Below are 20,083 nucleotides of genomic sequence, written 5' to 3'. Positions count from 1 at the left end.
AAAAAGAAAAAGGGCTGTGATTCAGCCCTTTTTACGACTTATAGTTTTATATCTTAAATGGCATTGCCGCACATGTCAGTTGTACCCTGAGGATAGCTAAATTGTAGCGCATTACGGTCAGTAATGAGTTCATTAGAAAAATCTTTCCCAAATAATTGTTGAGAATAAATTGATATACCACTTAAAACAGAAAAACTTATATTTTCAAGTGGAGCAGGTAATGTAGTTTTATAACCTTGATCAACCCCATTAAAAATGAAACCGACCTGCCCAGTATTCTGGTTAATATAGATACCTAAACGTTGATATTCCTTTATATTATTTGTCATATTCTGACTTTTGAAGTAGGGATTATCAGGTCCGCTATTATCACTAAGTCGGTAATCTACAGAATAGCTTAATCTAGGGGGATTCTCACCAAAATCTGGATCATAAGTCCCCATATCAAACCAATAGTTGGATCTAACTGTGTAACCATTATTTGTTACACCTATAAAACCAATATTAGAAATATAAGAAGAGTTACCAAATGATGAGTTGCCAAGAGCTGATGTTGGCACTTTAAGCTCCATTTCTAATGCGATAATACCTGTGTGAGGTATCGTTAAATCACCAATTTCATTAGTCGAATTAACACTAGCTTTACTTTTAGCTACATAATCTACGTAGCCATACTCACTTTCTAGCCTAGGTTCCACTGTAAAACTAAATTTTTGACCATTTATCGATGGGAATATTTTTTTAGGAAAATCAGGGTATTCTTTATTCCAAAGTTCATAATCTTCTTGAGTCGAGTCAAAATTATATTTGCAGACTGGGGCAGAAGAATTAAGGGAGTTAGTGTGGGCCAAGAGCATTTGAGGTGCTAATTTCTCATTCTTTGAAGTTGATGAAAAGTTTTTAGATGCTACTTTTTGGCTAGATTCATCACGCGGTCTGATACTCGTATTATCAGAAGATACTTCATACATTGCCCAACATAATGTAATTGCACTAACAGCCACTAAACCTATTTTTTTCATAAATATTCCTATCGGGTTAAGTATTAAATTTTTAGAAAGTAGCGATAAAGTAAAACTTATTATTAATTTTTAACTATTTGAAATTATTAGTTTTATAAACTATTGAATATGATTAATCATATTCAATAGTTACAGTAGCCATTGCACGTACTTTACCAGCAGTCACTTTTGCTGCTGTTTGATAGTAGCGAGCAGTCATCGGTACGTTATATTGAAGTGTCTGGTTAGAAGACAATGTACCTAAGGCTAATTTGTCACCTTTTTTAATGACTTGATTTTTATTTTGGTAATTCCAGAGTAATTGTACGCCCACACCATTAGCTTTTTCAGAAGCAGCAGCTGTATTTGTTAAAACCTGATTGTTTGTGCCGTCTTGTGTAAAGTCGTAAGTTAAACTAATAAGGTTTTTCTCTTCGTAGCCAGTAGGGTTGACACCACCATTACATAGGATATTCATATCAAAGGTTTGTTCACCTTGAGTAGAACCAACACCTTTGAAGCCAGCCTTTGTAACAGTTGGAAGTTGTACAACTTTATTAATATTACCTTGGATTTCACATGAAGATGATGCAATCGTAATCGCATTAGCATTGACAGTACTTGTTAAGAAAGGTTGATTTGGAAAACCGCGGACATAATAGCTACTATATCTACCTGGTACTAACGTTCCAGAGCCAGTTTGTGGGGCAATTTTAATAATTTCCACCACAAAATAACCAGATCCTAAATAACGAGTACCAGATATTCCACCACGTACATAAGGATAATAACCCGAGAAATTCGTATTATTGTCTGCTTCACGATAGAGGCGAATACCAATGCCGGGAATGTTCGTGGTATAGATGCTATTGCCTAAAGAACTTAAAGGGTAAGCTTGGGTTAATTCAGCAATTACTGTATCGTAATTATCGCAAAGGCGTGCTTCAGTGTTAGTACGGTTAATAGGAAAAGTCGCTTTTCTTAAAACTGCACCGACTTGATCACTAGGGCGCACAACAACACGCCCTACAGACATAAGGACATCATTCGCTTGATAATCATAGATACGACATGCAGCATTAGCTTCACCATATACACCAAGGCCAGCCGTAAATAAGAAACCTGTTAATAATATTCTTTTCATTTGCAGACAGCCTCAGTCATTACCATGCTTTGTTGCTTATTTTGCAACTGATTACTAATGTTGTACTCAACAGAACAACGTTCATTGCTTTCATCACCCCATTTCACATAGAGACGATCTTGAGCAAGTGGAGTACGTAAGTAAATCATACTACCTTGTGCAACAATACCAACAGCTTCATCTTTCTGATTAAAGACTTGAGCTGCAAACGGTAAGCTGTTGCCATCTACAGTTTTACTATTAATATAAACCGCATAACCAGTTTTAGTTGCAAAATCTACTTTAGCAATTGCGCCAGCAAAAGGTGCAATTCGTTGACTTGTTTCTTCAAGTTCTACTTCGCTCGACATTTCTTGTGGGTCAAGAGTAATGTCATTAAGACGGTACGGAGTAACATAAGGTACTACGGCATAACCCGCTTTATTCACGCTTAAACCAACGGCATTATTAACTTTTGCACCGGCAGCTTCTGGCGCATGCACAAGTACCATCGTTTGGCCTTGTTCAGGTCCAAATAAAATACCTTCTGAGTGTGCAACCACACTACCAGTTAAGCTAACCATTGCTTGTTGGTAAGAATCAGCCACACTATAAGAACCACCAACAGTTGTATAGTTAGTACGATAACGACCATTTACGTTAAATGATGGATTCGCATAATCCTGATGCGACATTGAAGCGCCGTAACTAAAGCGATCTCCAACCATTCCACTTGCACCAACAGTACGGCTGTCTTCAGAAGCAGTAACGTTGACGTTAACTGAATTCTTTTTGAAATCAATCGGGAACGATAATGTCATTAAATATTCAGTATCGTGTGTTTGATTCGTTGAGCCATACTCAACTTTACGGTTAATGGCCGATACACCATAAGTTAAGCCATGGAAATTATTACTATAGCCAAGCTGATATTGTTTAGTACTTTCGCTACGGTTCCAATAGTCAACCCACGAACCCACTACGTAGAAGTTACCCCAACCTTCAGGTAACCCTTGGTTTAAGGTAATTTGGAATTCACTACGTTGGCGACCAGCAGAGTAGGTATTAATGCCTTTTTCTTCAAAGTCACGGATCAGTAGAGCATCACGTAATTTGTAGAAATTCTCTGTTGAGTAACGATAAGCTGCTAGTGTTAAGTTTGTGTTGGTTGGAGTAATTAACTTACTATAACTTAAACGGAAACTCTGACCTGACTGTGATGACTGTTTTTCAAATTCAGCTTCAGAATGTGTAACGTCAAATGCAATCGCACCAATTGGTGTAGCAAAAGCAGCACCCAACAATACAGCGGCATAATTTTCCGTTGCTTGTATGCCTGTATAGCCTGTTAGGTAGTTGTTAATACCTTGTTGGTATTTACCTTGAACAATCCAAGGATCAAGATCAATGTCTGGATCACGGAACTGACCTACAGTTAAAGAATAACGATTCATACCAGGGCGTAACATCTGCACAACAGATGCATAAGGCACAGCAAATTTCTGTATTTCACCATTCGCTTCAATAACAGTAACTTCAATTTCACCACCAAAACCAGTAGGGTAAAGGTCATTAATTTCAAAGTTACCTGGCGCTACAGTGGTTTGATAGATAAGTTGGCCTTGTTGACGAACTTCAATTTTCGCATTGGTTTTAGCATTACCACGAATACGCGGAGCATAACCAAGCATACTATTCGGCAGCATTCGATCATCGCTTGAGAAGTCAATACCACGATAGCCATAAGAGTCAAATACTTCGCCGTTTGTAAAGCTATCCCCAAGTGTTAAAACACCACGATATTTCGGGAATGCACGTTGCAAGTAAGTACTTGTTTCTTCGTAACTTGATTTAGATTGATTTTCAGCAGGAGTATCTTGCCATTGCCATTGACCATTATGACGTAATTGCCAACCACCTAAATTTAGTCCAGCAGTCACGCCCATAAATGCGTTTGTTGTTTCGCTTTGATCATTTGACTGAGTAAATGTTTTGTATGCACTACCGTTATACGATAGAAAAGCAGCATTAATCCCGCGATCCCATAGACTTGGGTCAACATAGCCTTGCGCATTTTTTTGCAAAGCAACTTGTGGAATCGAGATATCTACACGTAAACGAGAGTTATCGAACTCATAAAATGCATTTTCAACCCACTCTTCAATTTTATAACAACTACTATTTTCTTTTTGAAGAGGAGCATGCTGCGCTAAAATCTCTTGTTTTACACCATATTCAGCAAGTGTATTTCCCGTAAAGCAGGTTACAGCATTTTTATTTGATTCTAATGCTTTAAAAAACATACGACGTTTGCCAAACCATTGGCCGTTTACATAAACGTCAACATTATATTCACCTGGTAAAACAGGGTTACCGTATTTAAAACGAGAAATATCAACTTTTTGAGCATCACCAATTAAAAAAGCAGAATCAAATTCAGCTTCTACAGGAGCACTCGCGGCGGCTTCTTCAGCGTGCACGAATACAGGCATTGTCATTGTGACAACACCAGAAGCCAAGTAGTAACAAATATGGCGTTTTAATAATTTATAAGATTCTTGCCTTTTTTTTGGCATAGCTAAGTCCGCCTACTCACATAATAGGTGCTTAAATTTATTAAAAAGATAAATCTGATTACTGAAGTTTTATTTGGTGTTCGACTCGACCACCATAGTCATTGACATTCATAAAACTCATATCTTGAAGATTGCCGTTCTTAAGCTGAACAGACTCTTCAGAAAAAGGTTTAATCATTAACCCTTGAGGTAATAAATCAACTTTTTTATCACCTGCCTTTTGGTAAACAGAGGTCATCGTGATATGAAAAGGAGTTGGATTTTTTACCGTTAAATTTTGACCAGATTTAACCCATTGAAGCTTATCAGCTGCTAAATTCACGTCCTCTTTAATCGAAGCTGGACGATAGAAGAATTTAATACGTGAGCGAATTGCTAATTGCAGAAAGTTATCAGGCGTCGTATTTTCAGTTTTTGAAGTTGGTCGTGGAGGAATATCCAAAACATTTAACCACAAAACTGTTTCTTGCTTTTGATTTAGCTGAGAAGCAGTTGGTAAAGCAGTAATACGAAGGGTCTGACTTTTTGTAGCTTCAACACGAGAAATAGGAGGAGCAATCATAAAAGGTACTTTAGACTGATCCGGAGTACTTTTTGTGTCGCCTTCATCAAGCCATGCTTGGACGAGTGCTGGTTTTGAACCGTTATTACTAACCTGTAGTGTAACTTCGCGAGCATCCGAGGGATAAATCACACGAGTGCCATGAATTACAATTTCTGCTTGAGTAGCAGGTGCAACAACTGCTGAAGCAAATGCCAAACCTAACAAAAAATTATAACTGTTCAATTTCATTTCAGAATTCTCAACCAAGAAAGATTCGGGAAAGCGCCACAAAAAGAGGGCTCCTATGTTTACATAGAAACCCTCTCATCCATCAATTATTGATAAATAATTGTGTATTGAACAGAAGTGTTTACTTTACCAGCAGTAGAAGCGCCAGTTGCATAGTATTCAGCATAGTAGTTAAGGTCTGCGCTACCAGCTGCAGCTACGTCAACCCATTGAGAGTTAGATTGAGCACCATTTGCACCAGCAGCAAGAACTGGGATGAAGTTGTTGTTGCTACCTAAAAGTTGAACGTTAACGTTTTTAGCACCAGTAGCGTCTTTGTTAAGTAAACGACCAGTATTAAAGTCAACATTAGCACCTGGTTCGAAGTAAGTAGCTACTTTACCTTCAGAACAGTTAGCTAATTTAATTTGGAAAGGAGTACGACCAGCAACATCCCCAGCAACAGCTAAAGTTTGCTTAGAAACAGTTGGAAGAGTAACTGTGAAGTCTTTACCAGCTGGAGTAACGATGTCACAAGTTTTGTCAGTAACTAAACCATTAATTGTAATTGTACCATCAGCAGCTTGAGCATTCGCAATTCCTACAACCGAAAGAGCAGCAATCAAAGCAAGTTTTTTCATAGTGTTTTCTCAAAAGTCTGGATAAAAGTTTATTTTCTTACTTTTCCAGTGTTTGACGTCTTGAAAAGTAATGCGGCGATCTTAACACTTCTTAAACAAAATGCAAACTAGATCACATTATTTTTTCATAATAAAAATTAAATCACACTTGAAATAAATGCTTCAAGACTGCCTTTTACAGGCTATATAGCTGTTTATAAAAGTTTTTTTATTTTTCAAAATGCGGAACCGCAGAAATAAGCAAGTTACATAAGAACACGATGTAAATAGAAAAGAATTAAACAATTTATGTGAGAAATAAGCTTAAATTCTTTGAATACAATTATATAGAATAAATTATGTACATGTATATAGAGAAAACCTACAAATAGTCATTTTTTATAAAAAAAGAGTGACTCATCCTTTAACTCATCAAAAAGTGCGATGAGTTCGACAAATCACTCTTTAATCATGCTTATTGTAGGAACAGCCTCATATGCTGTGCCTAAATTAAGTTAATGATAGTTAATAACCACAACTTTACGGTTAGAACCTATATTTTCAATACTAGTGTCCATTTTCTCAGTATGTTGAGCTAAGTTAGAAAGACTATTTTTGTTTAAATATTCACTATCAAGTTTAATATTTAAATTATTTACCTCAACACATTCAATCTCGCTATGTTCTGTTGAACATGTATCTTCAACAATATTTCCTCTTAGCACTATTGTGTTATTTGCATAACAAAATAGTGGGGAAGTGGAAATGACCATCAAAACAAGAAGTTTAAAAATATTATTTTTCATTTTATATACCTATTTATAAAATAGTTTATATATATTTGATACATTATTTTTAATTCAAAAACAATCATTAAGTTTAAACCAATAAAAATTATTAATTTCCGCGTGATGTAAATCACATTAATCAATTTAAATAACCTAATAGTTAAAACTCTTAAAATATTATAATTTAATATAATAATCACAATGCCTATAAAACCATTAAAATTAAATTAAGTTATTGATATTTATTTAAATTTAAAGGTTAATCTGTAATGCAAAATATAATAAAATTTAAAAGATCAAATAATATACAGTTAAATATTTAATAAATATGTAATTTATTTTCTATGATTTTAGTACCAATATTTCAAAATAATTACAGAGAATAAAGATACCAATTTTATTTAAAATGTGATTAATTTTACATTTTATTTTCACAATAAAAATGAATCACATTTATTTATCAAATATAATTAATGCACAATAAATAAATTAAAACCAATCACAGTATTTTAAAATATTGAGACATGGTTTGCGATTTTAATTTTTGAGACTTTTTTTGAAATTCTTCTTGGAATATAAATACAGACGATTTTTCAAAATCAAACTACTATATTGAGTTGAAATATAAGCTAGAGAAAAGGCTAGTAAGTAGTATTCAAAGATAACGTCTTTCATTAAAGGCAAATTACTCAAGGTAGATGCACGTGGTGGGAACAAAGGCACAATGGATATTCGTCTAATTCTAGAGGCACAGAAATTTGACCTTGGACTTGAGGAAATTATTTCCTGTTCACAGGCAGTAAAACTTGATGAGCAACATCATCATTTAGTTGAGTTTTATAAATGTTATCTGCATAAAGAAATCTTTATTCCAGTGACGTTGTCATCAATCGACAGCAATATTTTTTATCGTACTAGTGGTGATGGTAAGGCGTTACAGCTAGAAGAAAAGAAAGCACCAGAGCTAAAAGCTTAATAGTATCAAAGTCTTACTAATATAACACTTCGTATAATGTATATTATGTTAAATAAGATATGTAAAAACCTACCATGTATAAAGCTCTGGCTACTCTACGTTGCTGCTACGCCGTTGATTCTTTTCTACGTTGCTGCTACGCCGTTGATTCTTTAATACAGTAAATTCGCAGCGTGGTATCTGTTGCTCAAGCAACTTACTAGCCCTTAGCGCGCTTAACGACTTAAATTGGCTAACCCTATTTCTAATCTTAGCCAGAATAATTCTCTAGGCAGCTTTTAAAAATGTCATTACACCTTTATGTTTTCCCTAGCTAGAATGCTTAAGCTATTTACCAATTTTACTGGCTGCCATAAAGATTTCTTTTGCTAAATCACCTTCTGGCTACTAAAGTTATTAATTTGCTTAGGCTAAATTGCAATACGCAGAATATTTTATATCTTATTGAAATTTATAATTAAATTTTCAAAACACCCTTTACAGGCTTAGAAAAACTGATATAGTACGTGTGTACAGCTATTCTTTGGATTCCAACTAGCTCAGGTTATAATAATGGACTCCCAAAATATTGTTGATCTATTATGAATGCCTCCAATGACCCTTTACACGGCAAAAAACTTGCTGACATTTTGGATGAATTATTGGATTACTACGGTGGATTTGAAGGCTTAAATCGTAAAATTGAAATTAGATGCTTTTCCATAGATCCAAGTGTTAAATCATCATTGCGATTCTTACGTACCACACCATGGGCACGTGAAAAAGTAGAAAGCTTATATTTGTATGTCTTACGGCAAAAAGCCAAACAGAAATCGTAGCTATCAAAAAATCTAGCCTCAGCATTTTAATTAGTGGTGGGCTGCCACCACTTTTCTAGACAAATTTAGTCTATTCTTAAGACCTTTTTAGTAGAAAAATATGTATTCATAGCTAAGTTCATAAACCAAATATTTTATAAGTTATTATTTTAGTACTCTAAGTAAATCGTTATTGAACATAATCTAGACATCATTAGCCAAGCAGATTAGATTATTGATCACGCCACTATTTGAAAAAATATCTAGAGATGTAACAATCTGATCGACTAGCTTGGCACATCAAGTTTTTAGATTTGAGAGTCCTCTAGACTCTCACACCACCAATAGCAGTAAGAAATGCTCAAGCAAATTCTCCCGCTCATTCACTTATAAATAGCGTTATGACCGATACTTAGCCTGAATCATCAGCATGATAATAACGAACAACGAAGGGATTGCAGCAATCACAAATAAATGGGTAATGACCAAAAATTGAGAAAGATAACCACCAAATAACGGACCAATGACCGAACCCAAACGGGCAATCCCAATACTCCAGCCCACCCCAGTGGTACGAAGTGAAACTGGGTAATAACTCGCAGACAGCGCATTAATGGCAGGTTGCCCACCAACAATTGCAAAGCCAGCAATAAAAATGATGACAAATAATAAAACGATATGGCTAACAGCATAGCCAATTAAAGCAACACTAATCACTGCAACTAAAAAAACAGGAATTAATACTTTATAAAATCCAGTCTTATCGATTTTAAGGCCCATCACGATACTACCAATCGTACCGCCTAATTGTAGAGTAGAGCCGATCATCAATGCCTGATTTAATGACAGCCCAGACTCTTTAGACAAAGTCGGTAGCCAGTTCGCCAGAAAATAGAGACTGATCATATTTAAAATACTGATTATCCAGATGGAATAGGTAAAAAACGCACGCTTATTTTTAAATAACTCAAGCGGTGACTTCTTTACCTGAAGTTCATTAGTATTGATGATTTTTATCTCTGAATTGAAGGTTAATGCAGGATAAAATTTCTTTAACCAAAATAAAATTTTGGGCGTATTTTTGCTATTTTCACTTAAAAAGTATAAAGACTCTGGCAGCTTAAAGAACGTGATAAAGAAAATAATTAAAGGAACAATACCACCAAAATAGAAAATCGCCTGCCATCCTCCCCAAGGAACTAATAAGGCGGATATGCCTCCTCCCAACATTGCCCCGACCGTATAACCACAAGAAATGACCATCATGGTGAAAATACGAGATTTATATGGAACAATTTCGGAGCTATAAGCCATGACATTTGGCATGATACCTCCTAAAAAAATTCCTGTAACAAAGCGGATTGCCGTCAATTGCTCAATATTGCCGACATGTGGTGTGACCAGCATCAATATGGAGAACATAAAGGTTGAGATCAGTAGGATTGGGCGGCGGCCAAAACGATCGGAAAGTGAACTTAATAAAAATGATCCAACAAACAAACCAAATAAGCTGGCGCTAAACACCACGCCTAACATGGTTTTATGAACGCCCCATTCTTCAATAATCATTGGGGCTGCGTAAGCCATAGATTGAATGTCATATCCATCCATAATCATCAGCAATAAACAGGTGAACAAAATAAATTTCTGATAACGCCCAACTTTCTGCTGATTGATCAAATCACTTAATGCAACTTCTTTCATGGTCATCCTTTCTCCATGTTGCGCTTTCAATTATTCTCATTTTAATTACGCCACTCATAATTAATTTACGAATAACGTAAAACAAAATAACAATATTATCCCCACAAAGTCAAAAGATTATTTTTTGATTTATCGCATAGCACGTATGGTCTACTCATCACACCATATTTTTAAAATATTCTTTTATATTCAAATGTTTGTTTTAAAAAACAGCTCTAGCATGACATCTCTTTCTTGCAAACTATTGGAACTTAGAAACTGCATCATTAAGCCATCCATTAGGTTTAACACCATGTTGGCATCGGGTTTTATTGCACAAATTTCTAGACTAAAAACCAGATCAAAAATCTCATGAAGTAACCATTTTCAATATTCAATCGCCATGCGATAACCTTGCGAATAAATGAGTTTAATTTCAAATATGGCTTTGAGTAATAAGTGATACAGGCTATTAGTACAGACATGTAAGCGCACAATTTCTTTGAGTTTGTCGCTTGAAGTGTAGTAACGGTTTGAGTAAATAATTGACAGTACTTCTTCTTTAAGGACTCTCTTTTGAAAGGCGATACACATTTCAATCAGGCGCTCTTTTGATTGAAAGTAGTTATAAAAAGTGGTTTTGGTTATTTCAGAGTCTTTCACAATCAGGTCTATTCCCGCTGTGTGAAAACCATGGCTGGTAAATAAGCGTATCGCCGTACGAATAACCTGTAATTTTTTGGAAGAGATTTCTAAATTTGACATAGTTTTACCATTATAAATTCTTGTTGTTTCTAAAAGAGATACTTTTCTGGGAGAAAAAAAGGCATAGCAAAGCCGTAAGACTGTGCTTGGCACATCTCAAGTTTTATTGTTGATGCAAGTTTTTTGAGCCGTAATGACTTAAAGCCTGAAAACCTTTGGGTGATCAAGCTAATTTAAATTTTTAAGTTGTGTCGTTATAGCTTTTGGCAAGGACTGCCAAGAAATAATGAATGTGCAAAGCCAACTCCTTCTATAGGGAGTTCTGCCAGACATTTTAAATATGGTGGCAGAACGGAAGAGGGTTCGCAGACTAGTAATAACTCAAACTAGCACACCCGAAGGTGTCCCTCTCCCGTCCTACCGCTACGGGAGGGAACGAGTAGTTCACCACACAAGGCTGTTCCTCAGAAGGAATGGCTCTGATGCGGGAGTTATTATGCGGTCTGCGACGACCGACTGGCAATGTGGCCAGCAGGCAAATGGTAATCTTCAAAAATTAAGGTGTCAATGTGAAATTGGCTAGAAATTATTTAATTAATTATTGTTTTTCATTTAATTACATAATTAAGGAAAGTCTTAAGTAAAATTGAATAATCATTTTGTTTTTTTAAGTTTTCTAGTTGAAGACACTCTTTTTTCATTTGCGCTGATTTAAGAGATTGGAACAAGCTTCAACTAGAAATATGAATTACAATTATTATGATTCTTTAGATAATCCCCCTCCTAAAACTTTATAAATTTCAATCTGGTTATTTAATTTTACCTGTTCAAGTGCCAGTAAGCCTTGCTGTGCTGCATACGCAGAACGTTGTGCATCCAAAACCGTAAAATAACTATCAACTCCAGCTTTATAACGCGCCATTGAAAGTTTATATGTTGCGGAGGTGGCAGAGACTAAACGGCGCTGTGCATCTAGACGTTCTTCAATATGTGCATGTGTAGCAAGAGCATCATTCACTTCTTTAAAGGCTGTTTGAATAGACTTTTCATATTCTGATAAAGCAACTTTTTGGTCTATTTCAGCAATTTTGATACCCGCCTTTCTTGCTCCCCAATCAAAAATTGGTAGATCAACGCTTGGGCCAATTGACCATGCAAAATTCCCCGACTTAAATAAATCTTTAAGTTCAGTCGATGCATAACCTGTAGAACCAGTAAGGCTTATGGTTGGGAACATTCGCGCCTTCGCAGCACCAATATTTGCTCCTGCCGCTCGTAAGCTATATTCAGCCGCTTTAAGATCAGGACGATGATTTAACAAATCACTTGGTAAACCCGCTGCAAAATTTTTCTCAAGGGTAATATTTTTAATTGAATCATTTGGAAGTAAGTTTTGAGGAACAGGAGAACCTGCTAACAAATCTAGTAGATTTTTTGCCTGTAGAATTTGGGTCTTATAAGTTGCAACATCGTTTCTAGCAGTCTCTACCGAAATTTGTGCTTGTTTTAATGGTACTTCACTATCAATTCCGACATCAAAGCGCTTCTTGTTAAGCTCATAAGCATCGACTTGTGCTTTTAAAGTCTGCTCGGCAAGGTTTAAATTTGCTTGTGCAAAAGCATAATTTAACCAGACCTGCGTGATGTTACTGATTAAACCAATTTGCACAGCTTCTTTGGCGCTTTGAGTTGCAAGATAGTTATTTAATGCAGCATCTTTTAAATTTTGAACACGGCCCCAAAAGTCTAGTTCATAGGCCGTCATTCCTAAGCCCACTTGAAATGTAGAAACTGGGTTGTTGGGGTTAATAGATGGGCTAACCTGTCGTACTGCATTTCCCGTTACGCCAATGGTCGGGAGCTGACTATTTTTTGTGATTTGGTATTGTTGCTGTACGCGCTCAATATTAAGCGTAGCAGTCCGTAAATCCCGATTATTGTTTAGGCCGATTTCAATGACCTGTAATAATTTAGGGTCAGAAATAAACTCTTTATAACTTTTCTCCGCAATGGTGGTTCCTAAAGAATTCTGAGCAAAATTTTGAGGAATATGAGAAATCGCTGTCGGCTGTGGTGCTTGCATATTTACACATGCGACGAGTGCAACAGAAAGTGCCGAAACAACGATTCCACGAGATACGATTGCCGCTTTCGACATAGTATTCTCCAAATAATAAAATGAGTTGAGCATAGGATGCATCAGAGGAAATTAAGTATTTCCCCTGACGCATTTAACTTAAGATGAGATTTTTTTCTTAGAAGTTAGCTTTTCCACGGCGCCCAAAATGAAGATAAAGAACACGGGAACAAAGAAAATAGCCAGAATCGTTGCCGAGATCATGCCCCCAAATACACCAGTACCTAATGCATGTTGAGTCTCAGAACTCGCACCTGTTGCAATCACAAGAGGAATTACACCGCATGTAAAAGCAAGAGAAGTCATCAAGATTGGTCGTAAACGAAGTTTAGCTGCTGCAACTGTGGCTTCAATCAAACTCATGCCTTCCTCTTTAAGCATTTTTGCAAACTCAACAATCAAGATGGCGTTCTTTGCGGATAGACCAATAATCGTAATGAGTCCAATTTTGAAGAACACATCATTCATTAGACCTCTCGACATAATGGCAATGATTGCACCAAAAATACCAAGTGGAACAACCAACATCACAGATAGTGGAATCGCCCAGCTTTCATAGAGTGCAGCCAACACAAGAAACACCACTAACATTGATAAACCAAGTAAAAAGGCCATTTGAGATTCAGACTGCTTTTCTTGTAGAGAAATACCAGTCCATTCATAGCCAATACCTTTAGGCAACTTAGCAATCAACTGTTCCATTTCACGCATTGCCACGCCTGAAGATGTATCGAAGCTAGGAATACCGGCAATACTTAAAGATGGTCGTCCGTTGTAACGGTTATATTGTTGCGGCGCTTTGTTCCATTGAGGTGTTACTACTTCAGACAAAGAAACCAATTGGCCGCTTGAACCCATCACTTTCAAGTTCAAGATATCTTTGAGTTGCATACGTGATTTAGCTTCAACCTGTACAATCACTTGTTGCATACGACCCTGATTTGGGAAGTCATTGATATACATTGAACCCATTGAGGTTGAAATGATGTCTGAAACGTCTGAGAATTTAACACCAAGGGTATTAAGCTTTTCACGGTCAATTTTTAAAGAAATATTGTCGCCTTGTGGTAAACCTTCATTCCACACCATATAGAACTTTTTGTTCTTGGCAGCCATCTGCATAAGTTGGTCTTGAGCAGCCAATAATGCAGGCATACCTAAGTTCGCACGATCTTGTAAACGTAAACTAAAGCCTGAGAATGTACCCAGTTCATCAATAGCAGGTGGAAGAACCGCCATTGTTTCACCTTCCGAACTGTTCGCCATTGATGCATTGACTGCATTTGTCATTTCAGTTGCCGAAGAAGTTCGCTCGTTGAAATCTTTTAAGGTCGTGAAAGCAACACCTACGTTTTGTCCTGCACCACTAAAACCCCATCCCATAATCGTCGTATTACTTTTGACATCTGGATTATTTTTAAGGGAGTTTTCAAATTCACTCACTACATTTCGTGTACGCGCTGCCGTTGCATCTGATGGTAACTGGAAAGATGTCATAAACCAGCCTTGATCTTCCTCTGGCATAAATGCTGTTGGCCAATACTTCATTCCAGCAAAAGTAATGCCTGTAATCACCACAAAGATCATCATCACTGGAACAGTATGCTTGATGATTTTAAGTAGCATCAGTTCATACTTTTTCGTCACTTTATCAAAGCTACGATCAAACCATGCAAAGAAGCCTTTCTTCTGATGATGGCCATCAATAGGTTTTAAAATGGTTGCACAAAGTGCAGGTGTTAAAATGAGTGCCAACAAAGCCGAGAATAAAATAGACACGGACATGGTCAGTGTAAATTGTTTATAAATGATTCCGACTGAACCACTCGTAAAAGCCATTGGTAAAAATACAGCAGACAATACCAAGGTAATACCAATAATAGGACTGGTAATCTCTTTCATTGCCTTAAAGGTCGCTTCTTTAGGATTTAATCCCTCGGTCGCCATAATCCTTTCGACGTTTTCAACGACGACAATCGCATCGTCGACAATAATCCCGATGGCAAGCACCATACCGAACATGGTGAGCACGTTAATCGAAAAGCCAGCAAGCAACATCACGGTAAAAGTACCGAGTAATGCAATAGGTGCAACAATCGCAGGAATAAGCGTATAGCGTACATTGTGTAAGAATAAATACATCACAATAAAAACCAGAACCATCGCTTCAAGTAATGTATGAATTACCTTTTCAATTGAAATTTTAACAAACGGCGCGGTGTCGTAAGGAATACTAAACTGCATACCCTCTGGTAAGTTCAACTTTAATTCTTCAATTTTTGCTTTAATACCTTCCGCTGTTTTTACGGCGTTAGCACCCGGGCTTAACTGGATTGCAGCAGCGGTAGCGGGTTTACCATTTTCTAAAATAGCAAAGTTGTAGGCTTGTGATCCAATTTCAACATTTGCGACATCGGATAGACGAATTATACTTCCGTTGGTTTTGCTTTTTAAGCTGATATTTCTAAATTGCTCAACACTTGATAGCTGACCTTGCGCTGACAATGGAATCGTAATCAGTTGACCTTTATTTGCAGGTAAATCGCCTAGGCGCCCCGGTGCAATTTCAACATTATTTTCACGAATTGCATTGTTTACATCGCTAATTGATAAACCATAGGAAACCAATTTATTTGGATCGACCCAAATGCGTAAAGCTTTCTCTGCCCCGAAAGATTGGACTTTACCAACGCCTTCAACACGCTTTAGTTCTTCTACGACATTTCGAACCAGATAATCACTTAAATCTACTTCTGAATATTGTCCATTAGGCGAGTTAATACCGACCAGCATCAAGAAACCTGAAGATGAGGCTTCAACCTGTAAACCTTGCTGACGTACAACCTGTGGTAACCGTGATTCAATACTCTTGATTTTATTCTGGACATCAACCTGAGCCATTTCGATATCTGTACCCGGTTTGAAGGTTGCAGAAATTTCTGCTGTGCCCGAAGTATCCGTTGTCGCACTATAATAAAGTAGATTTTTTACACCCGATAGCTCTCGCTCAATTAAGGTAACAACACTATCGTTAATCGTTTTGGCAGTTGCTCCCGGATAAGTCGCACTAATGTTGACTTGAGGCGGAGCTACACTAGGGAAACGAGCAATTGGCAGTTTTGGAATACTAAGTAATCCAAACAATATAATGAAAATTGCGATGACCCATGCAAAAACAGGACGTCGAATAAAAAATTGAGACATCATGGTTGAGCTCCTTGATTTGTAGACGGTTTTGTTTCTACATTTGAAGCATTATTTTCTGATGCAGGCTTTTTCCAGATCGTCATTGCTAGTTTTTGATTTGGCTTGATACGTTCAACGCCTTCAACAACGATTTTGTCACCGACTTTTAAGCCTTTGTTGGCGATATAGTACTGTTCATATTGCTGTCCAATTTCAATAGGACGAACTTCAGCCAATCCTTTTGGATTAATCACATATACCTGAGGTTCACCATTGATATTGCGTTGAATCGCTTGAGCTGGAACTAATAAGGCTTGTGGAATAGAAGCTCGGTCAATATTGACTCGCACATACATACCAGGAAGTAATTCTCTCTCGGTATTATTTACTTCAATACGGAAAGTCACATCACCCGTTTCAGGGTCAACATTAATATCTTCAAACAGCATTTTTGCTGTGACGTTATATTGTTGTCCTTGGCTATTAGAAATACGCACAGTTTTTTCACTGTTTGCAGACAACTCACCAGTTTTTAAAGCTGCTTGTAGACGCTCATATTCACTAATTGATTGCTTTACATCGACGTAGACTTTATCAATCTGTTGGATTGTGGCCATGGTGTTCGTATCGCCTTGACCAACCAATGCGCCTTCAGTGACAAAAGATTGCCCGATACGACCCGAGATCGGCGCTCGAACAGTTGCATATTGCAGATTCAAATTTTGTCTGGTGAGCAAAGCTTTCATTTGCGCGACATCAGCAAGCGCCTGACGATATTGAGCTTGAGCATTACTCACTTCTTGCTTACTAATTGCATTACTTGGTAAGAGTTGTTCGTAACGATCTAACTGAACTTTTAGTCTCGTAACCTCTGCCTCAGCTTTATTGAGTGAAGCTCTATTGCTATTTACATCTGCTTCAAAAGTTTCTGAATTAATTTTATATAAAGCTTGCCCTGCTCTAACTTCACTACCTTGTTTAAATAAAACTCTTTCAATAATTCCTCCGACTTGTGGCCGTATTTCAGCAGTACGGAATGCATGCACACGTGCAGGAAGATTTTCACTAAAATTAACTGATTGCGATTGAATGCTTAATACACTTACTTTCGCTGGTGCTGGCTCAGCTTGAGCCGCTTCTTTTGAACCACACCCCTGTAATATCAGCCCAATAGATAAAAATAAAGGAAGTAAAAGATGCTTTTGCATACTGTCCAAACCAAGTGAGTTTTCGATGCTGACATTATTTTTGATGAGTGTGTAGCGATCGTCACTAAAGTGTGGAGTAACTGTGGAGAAATACTGATAATTTAGCGTATGATGATTTGAAATATTTTATCTAGCCAAATTTCTATGTTTGATCGTTCTTTTTCTTTTGATTGTCACGATAAAGTTATCCTCGTTGTCGAGGACGATTACGATATTGGTGACATTATTGAAAATTACTTGAAACGTGAAGGAATGACGGTTATTCGTGCTATGAATGGGAAGCAAGCGATTGAATTGCACTCTAGCCAACCCATTGATTTAATTTTACTGGATATTAAATTACCTGAGCTTAACGGCTGGGAAGTGTTAAATAAAATACGCCAAAAAGCTCAAACGCCCGTGATTATGCTAACAGCACTAGATCAAGATATTGATAAGGTCATGGCATTACGAATTGGTGCAGATGACTTTGTTGTAAAACCATTTAACCCTAATGAAGTGATCGCTAGAGTTCAGGCAGTCTTAAGACGCACTCAATTAACAAATAAGACATCTCATAAAAATAAGGTCTACAAAGATATTGAAATTGATACAGATACGCATAGTGTTTATCTGCATTCTCAAAATAAGAAAATATTGCTTAATCTCACTCTGACTGAATATAAAATTATTTCCTTCATGATCGATCAGCCCCACAAAGTCTTTACCCGTGGTGAACTTATGAATCATTGCATGAACGATAGTGATGCTCTAGAACGAACTGTAGATAGCCATGTGAGTAAGCTTAGAAAAAAACTAGAAGAACAAGGAATACTCCACATGTTAGTTAATGTGCGTGGCGTAGGATATCGACTCGATAATCCACTAGCTGTAAAAGATGACGTCTAAATAATATTAAAAATATGGCTAGGAAATATTTTATGAAAAGTAAGTTAGGAATCAGTAAGCAGCTTTTTATTGCTTTCAGTATTGTTAATTTAAGCGTTACCCTGTTTTCAGTTTTATTAGGTTATTTCATTTATAACTTTGCCATCGAAAAAGGTTGGCTGACTTTAGATACCCTACAAGAGGATTGGACAGAATTTCATTTCATAGATTGGATTTGGATGTCTGCCGTCATTTTCTGTGGCTGTCTGATTTCACTTGTGATTGGCATGCATCTCGCAAAACGCTTTATTCTACCCATTAATTTCTTAGCCGAAGCAGCCAAAAAAATTAGTCAGGGCGATCTCTCTGCTAGAGCTTATGACAACAGAATTCACTCAGCTGAAATGTCCGAGCTTTTACACAATTTTAATGACATGGCTCAAAAACTAGAAGTCTCTGTGGAAAACGCACAGGTTTGGAATGCTGCCATCGCTCATGAATTAAGAACTCCAATCACAATTTTACAAGGCCGCCTACAAGGTATAATCGACGGCGTTTTTAAGCCTGATGAAATTCTATTTAAAAGCCTCTTAAATCAAGTTGAAGGTTTATCTCACTTAGTAGAAGACTTACGAACAATAAGTTTAGTTGAGAATCAACAGTTAAGATTAAATTATGAATTATTAGACTTTAAGTCTGTGATTGAAAAAGTTCTCAAGGCCTTTGAAGACCGCTTAGAGCAAGCAAACTTAAAGCCAGAACTTGATTTAACCACAACTCCTGTATTTTGTGATCGTCGCCGTATTGAGCAAGTCTTAATTGCCTTAATTGATAACTCAATTCGTTATTCAAATGCAGGAAAACTTAAAATCTCTTCAGAAGTGGTTGCAGACAACTGGATATTAAAAATTGAAGATGAAGGCCCCGGTATTGCAACTGAGTTCCAAGATGATCTGTTTAAACCCTTTTTTAGATTAGAAGAGTCAAGAAATAAAGAGTTTGGTGGCACAGGTTTGGGATTAGCTGTTGTACATGCGATTGTGATTGCGCTTAAAGGTTCTATTCACTATAGCAATCATGGCTCAAAAAGCACTTTCACTATAAAAATTTTAATGGATAAGTAAAACGCTGAGTTATAAATTTATTCTTCACTCTCTTTTACTCTTCTACGAATTTCTTCACGCCATTTTGTAGCATTTTCTTGTTGCTTATTCAATAAAACACCCAGCATAAAGGCTGTAGCTGCGGCTCCAATTAAAGCAATGCCCGTTTCATAAATAATATCTATAACAAACTCTAATACGCCTTCAGATAGGAAATCTAAGGTGCCAGAAAATTTAAGAAATTTAGCTATGGCCACCACGATAACGCCCAATAAAGCACCAGCCCACAAGAATATTTTATGAATGTTTAGGGGAGCTGTGACTTGATCGATCTGATCAGGATATTTTCGATAGTACTCAATTTCATCCTCCGTCACTTCAGAGTTAGACTTAAATAACAATTTAATAAAGAGTTTATCTTGGTCAAGCTTTGAGTTTTTCTTCATAGATGTTATGTGTGATAAATCTTCTAAGGTTTCATGTTACTCATTTTTTTCTTTACTGAGTAAAAGTTTTTAAGAGTTCTCTATATTTAAAATAA

15 protein-coding genes and 1 pseudogene are annotated in these 20,083 nt (G+C 36.7%); 4 read left to right on the top strand and 12 right to left on the bottom strand.

Annotated elements, in window-relative coordinates; all coding sequences use genetic code 11:
• Positions 1–53: 53 nt before the first annotated feature.
• From F935_RS06170 to F935_RS06145, 6 genes are all read right to left on the bottom strand, one after another.
• The gene (locus F935_RS06170; protein WP_016138122.1) at positions 54–1,022 is read right to left on the bottom strand and encodes a DUF4882 family protein; all 969 of its coding nucleotides are present in this window, start codon (positions 1,020–1,022) and stop codon (positions 54–56) included.
• 112 nt (positions 1,023–1,134) lie between these two features.
• Entirely contained in the window at positions 1,135–2,145 is a 1,011-nt protein-coding gene (locus F935_RS06165) for a fimbrial protein (RefSeq protein ID WP_016138121.1), read from the bottom strand.
• Positions 2,142–4,700, bottom strand: a complete 2,559-nt coding sequence (locus F935_RS06160) for a fimbria/pilus outer membrane usher protein (protein ID WP_016138120.1) — start codon at positions 4,698–4,700, stop codon at positions 2,142–2,144. The genes F935_RS06165 and F935_RS06160 overlap by 4 nt, the downstream gene beginning before the upstream one ends.
• Positions 4,701–4,758: 58 nt before the next feature.
• A complete protein-coding gene (locus F935_RS06155; RefSeq protein WP_035366475.1) occupies positions 4,759–5,493 on the bottom strand; it encodes a fimbrial biogenesis chaperone in 735 nt (244 codons plus the stop codon).
• A gap of 86 nt (positions 5,494–5,579) precedes the next feature.
• Complete coding sequence (locus tag F935_RS06150; protein ID WP_016138118.1) at positions 5,580–6,113, bottom strand: fimbrial protein; 534 nt, start codon at positions 6,111–6,113, stop codon at positions 5,580–5,582.
• A gap of 494 nt (positions 6,114–6,607) precedes the next feature.
• Positions 6,608–6,898 (bottom strand): hypothetical protein, encoded by a 291-nt coding sequence (locus F935_RS06145; protein ID WP_016138117.1) that lies wholly within the window; start codon positions 6,896–6,898, stop codon positions 6,608–6,610.
• 706 nt (positions 6,899–7,604) lie between these two features.
• Between F935_RS06145 and F935_RS06140 the strand changes: the two genes are divergently transcribed.
• Positions 7,605–7,856, top strand: a complete 252-nt coding sequence (locus F935_RS06140; protein WP_016138116.1) for a hypothetical protein — start codon at positions 7,605–7,607, stop codon at positions 7,854–7,856.
• 581 nt (positions 7,857–8,437) lie between these two features.
• A complete protein-coding gene (locus F935_RS06135; protein WP_016138115.1) occupies positions 8,438–8,674 on the top strand; it encodes a VF530 family protein in 237 nt (78 codons plus the stop codon).
• A gap of 378 nt (positions 8,675–9,052) precedes the next feature.
• Here F935_RS06135 and F935_RS06130 read toward each other — a convergent pair whose 3' ends face one another.
• From F935_RS06130 to F935_RS06110, 5 genes and pseudogenes are all read right to left on the bottom strand, one after another.
• The gene (locus F935_RS06130; RefSeq protein WP_016138114.1) at positions 9,053–10,357 is read right to left on the bottom strand and encodes an MFS transporter; all 1,305 of its coding nucleotides are present in this window, start codon (positions 10,355–10,357) and stop codon (positions 9,053–9,055) included.
• A 189-nt stretch (positions 10,358–10,546) separates the two neighbouring features.
• Positions 10,547–11,101, bottom strand: a pseudogene (locus F935_RS06125) (TetR/AcrR family transcriptional regulator).
• A gap of 697 nt (positions 11,102–11,798) precedes the next feature.
• A complete protein-coding gene (gene adeC, locus F935_RS06120; protein WP_016138112.1) occupies positions 11,799–13,199 on the bottom strand; it encodes a multidrug efflux RND transporter AdeABC outer membrane channel subunit AdeC in 1,401 nt (466 codons plus the stop codon).
• 78 nt (positions 13,200–13,277) lie between these two features.
• Positions 13,278–16,385, bottom strand: coding sequence for a multidrug efflux RND transporter permease subunit AdeB (gene adeB / locus F935_RS06115; protein WP_016138111.1), 3,108 nt, complete (start codon positions 16,383–16,385; stop codon positions 13,278–13,280).
• Positions 16,382–17,572, bottom strand: a complete 1,191-nt coding sequence (locus tag F935_RS06110; RefSeq protein ID WP_016138110.1) for an efflux RND transporter periplasmic adaptor subunit — start codon at positions 17,570–17,572, stop codon at positions 16,382–16,384. The genes adeB and F935_RS06110 overlap by 4 nt, the downstream gene beginning before the upstream one ends.
• A 144-nt stretch (positions 17,573–17,716) precedes the next feature.
• Between F935_RS06110 and adeR the strand changes: the two genes are divergently transcribed.
• On the top strand, positions 17,717–18,460 hold the full coding sequence (adeR, locus tag F935_RS06105) for an efflux system response regulator transcription factor AdeR (RefSeq protein WP_016138109.1): 744 nt from the start codon (positions 17,717–17,719) through the stop codon (positions 18,458–18,460).
• 32 nt (positions 18,461–18,492) lie between these two features.
• Positions 18,493–19,563: a two-component sensor histidine kinase AdeS gene (gene adeS / locus F935_RS06100; RefSeq protein ID WP_016138108.1), complete on the top strand. Its 1,071-nt coding sequence runs from the start codon at positions 18,493–18,495 to the stop codon at positions 19,561–19,563.
• Positions 19,564–19,580: 17 nt separating this feature from the next.
• Here adeS and F935_RS06095 read toward each other — a convergent pair whose 3' ends face one another.
• Positions 19,581–19,988, bottom strand: coding sequence for a hypothetical protein (locus tag F935_RS06095; protein ID WP_005305407.1), 408 nt, complete (start codon positions 19,986–19,988; stop codon positions 19,581–19,583).
• Positions 19,989–20,083 lie beyond the last annotated feature (95 nt).

It is taken from the genome of Acinetobacter calcoaceticus ANC 3811, assembly GCF_000399665.1.
GTDB lineage: Bacteria > Pseudomonadota > Gammaproteobacteria > Pseudomonadales > Moraxellaceae > Acinetobacter > Acinetobacter calcoaceticus_B.
Note: the sequence above shows the minus strand (reverse complement) of the source record. Positions and strands in the feature narration are given on the sequence as shown.

Excerpts from the sequence above, each read along its gene's own strand:
- F935_RS06095 (WP_005305407.1), bottom strand. The coding sequence starts at position 19,988 with ATGAAGAAAAACTCAAAGCTTGACCAAGATAAACTCTTTATTAAATTG.
- F935_RS06130 (WP_016138114.1), bottom strand. The coding sequence starts at position 10,357 with ATGAAAGAAGTTGCATTAAGTGATTTGATCAATCAGCAGAAAGTTGGG.
- F935_RS06110 (WP_016138110.1), bottom strand. The coding sequence starts at position 17,572 with ATGCAAAAGCATCTTTTACTTCCTTTATTTTTATCTATTGGGCTGATA.
- adeR (WP_016138109.1), top strand. The coding sequence starts at position 17,717 with ATGTTTGATCGTTCTTTTTCTTTTGATTGTCACGATAAAGTTATCCTC.
- F935_RS06150 (WP_016138118.1), bottom strand. The coding sequence starts at position 6,113 with ATGAAAAAACTTGCTTTGATTGCTGCTCTTTCGGTTGTAGGAATTGCG.
- F935_RS06155 (WP_035366475.1), bottom strand. The coding sequence starts at position 5,493 with ATGAAATTGAACAGTTATAATTTTTTGTTAGGTTTGGCATTTGCTTCA.
- F935_RS06170 (WP_016138122.1), bottom strand. The coding sequence starts at position 1,022 with ATGAAAAAAATAGGTTTAGTGGCTGTTAGTGCAATTACATTATGTTGG.
- F935_RS06145 (WP_016138117.1), bottom strand. The coding sequence starts at position 6,898 with ATGAAAAATAATATTTTTAAACTTCTTGTTTTGATGGTCATTTCCACT.
- adeC (WP_016138112.1), bottom strand. The coding sequence starts at position 13,199 with ATGTCGAAAGCGGCAATCGTATCTCGTGGAATCGTTGTTTCGGCACTT.
- F935_RS06135 (WP_016138115.1), top strand. The coding sequence starts at position 8,438 with ATGAATGCCTCCAATGACCCTTTACACGGCAAAAAACTTGCTGACATT.
- F935_RS06140 (WP_016138116.1), top strand. The coding sequence starts at position 7,605 with ATGGATATTCGTCTAATTCTAGAGGCACAGAAATTTGACCTTGGACTT.
- F935_RS06160 (WP_016138120.1), bottom strand. The coding sequence starts at position 4,700 with ATGCCAAAAAAAAGGCAAGAATCTTATAAATTATTAAAACGCCATATT.
- F935_RS06165 (WP_016138121.1), bottom strand. The coding sequence starts at position 2,145 with ATGAAAAGAATATTATTAACAGGTTTCTTATTTACGGCTGGCCTTGGT.
- adeS (WP_016138108.1), top strand. The coding sequence starts at position 18,493 with ATGAAAAGTAAGTTAGGAATCAGTAAGCAGCTTTTTATTGCTTTCAGT.
- adeB (WP_016138111.1), bottom strand. The coding sequence starts at position 16,385 with ATGATGTCTCAATTTTTTATTCGACGTCCTGTTTTTGCATGGGTCATC.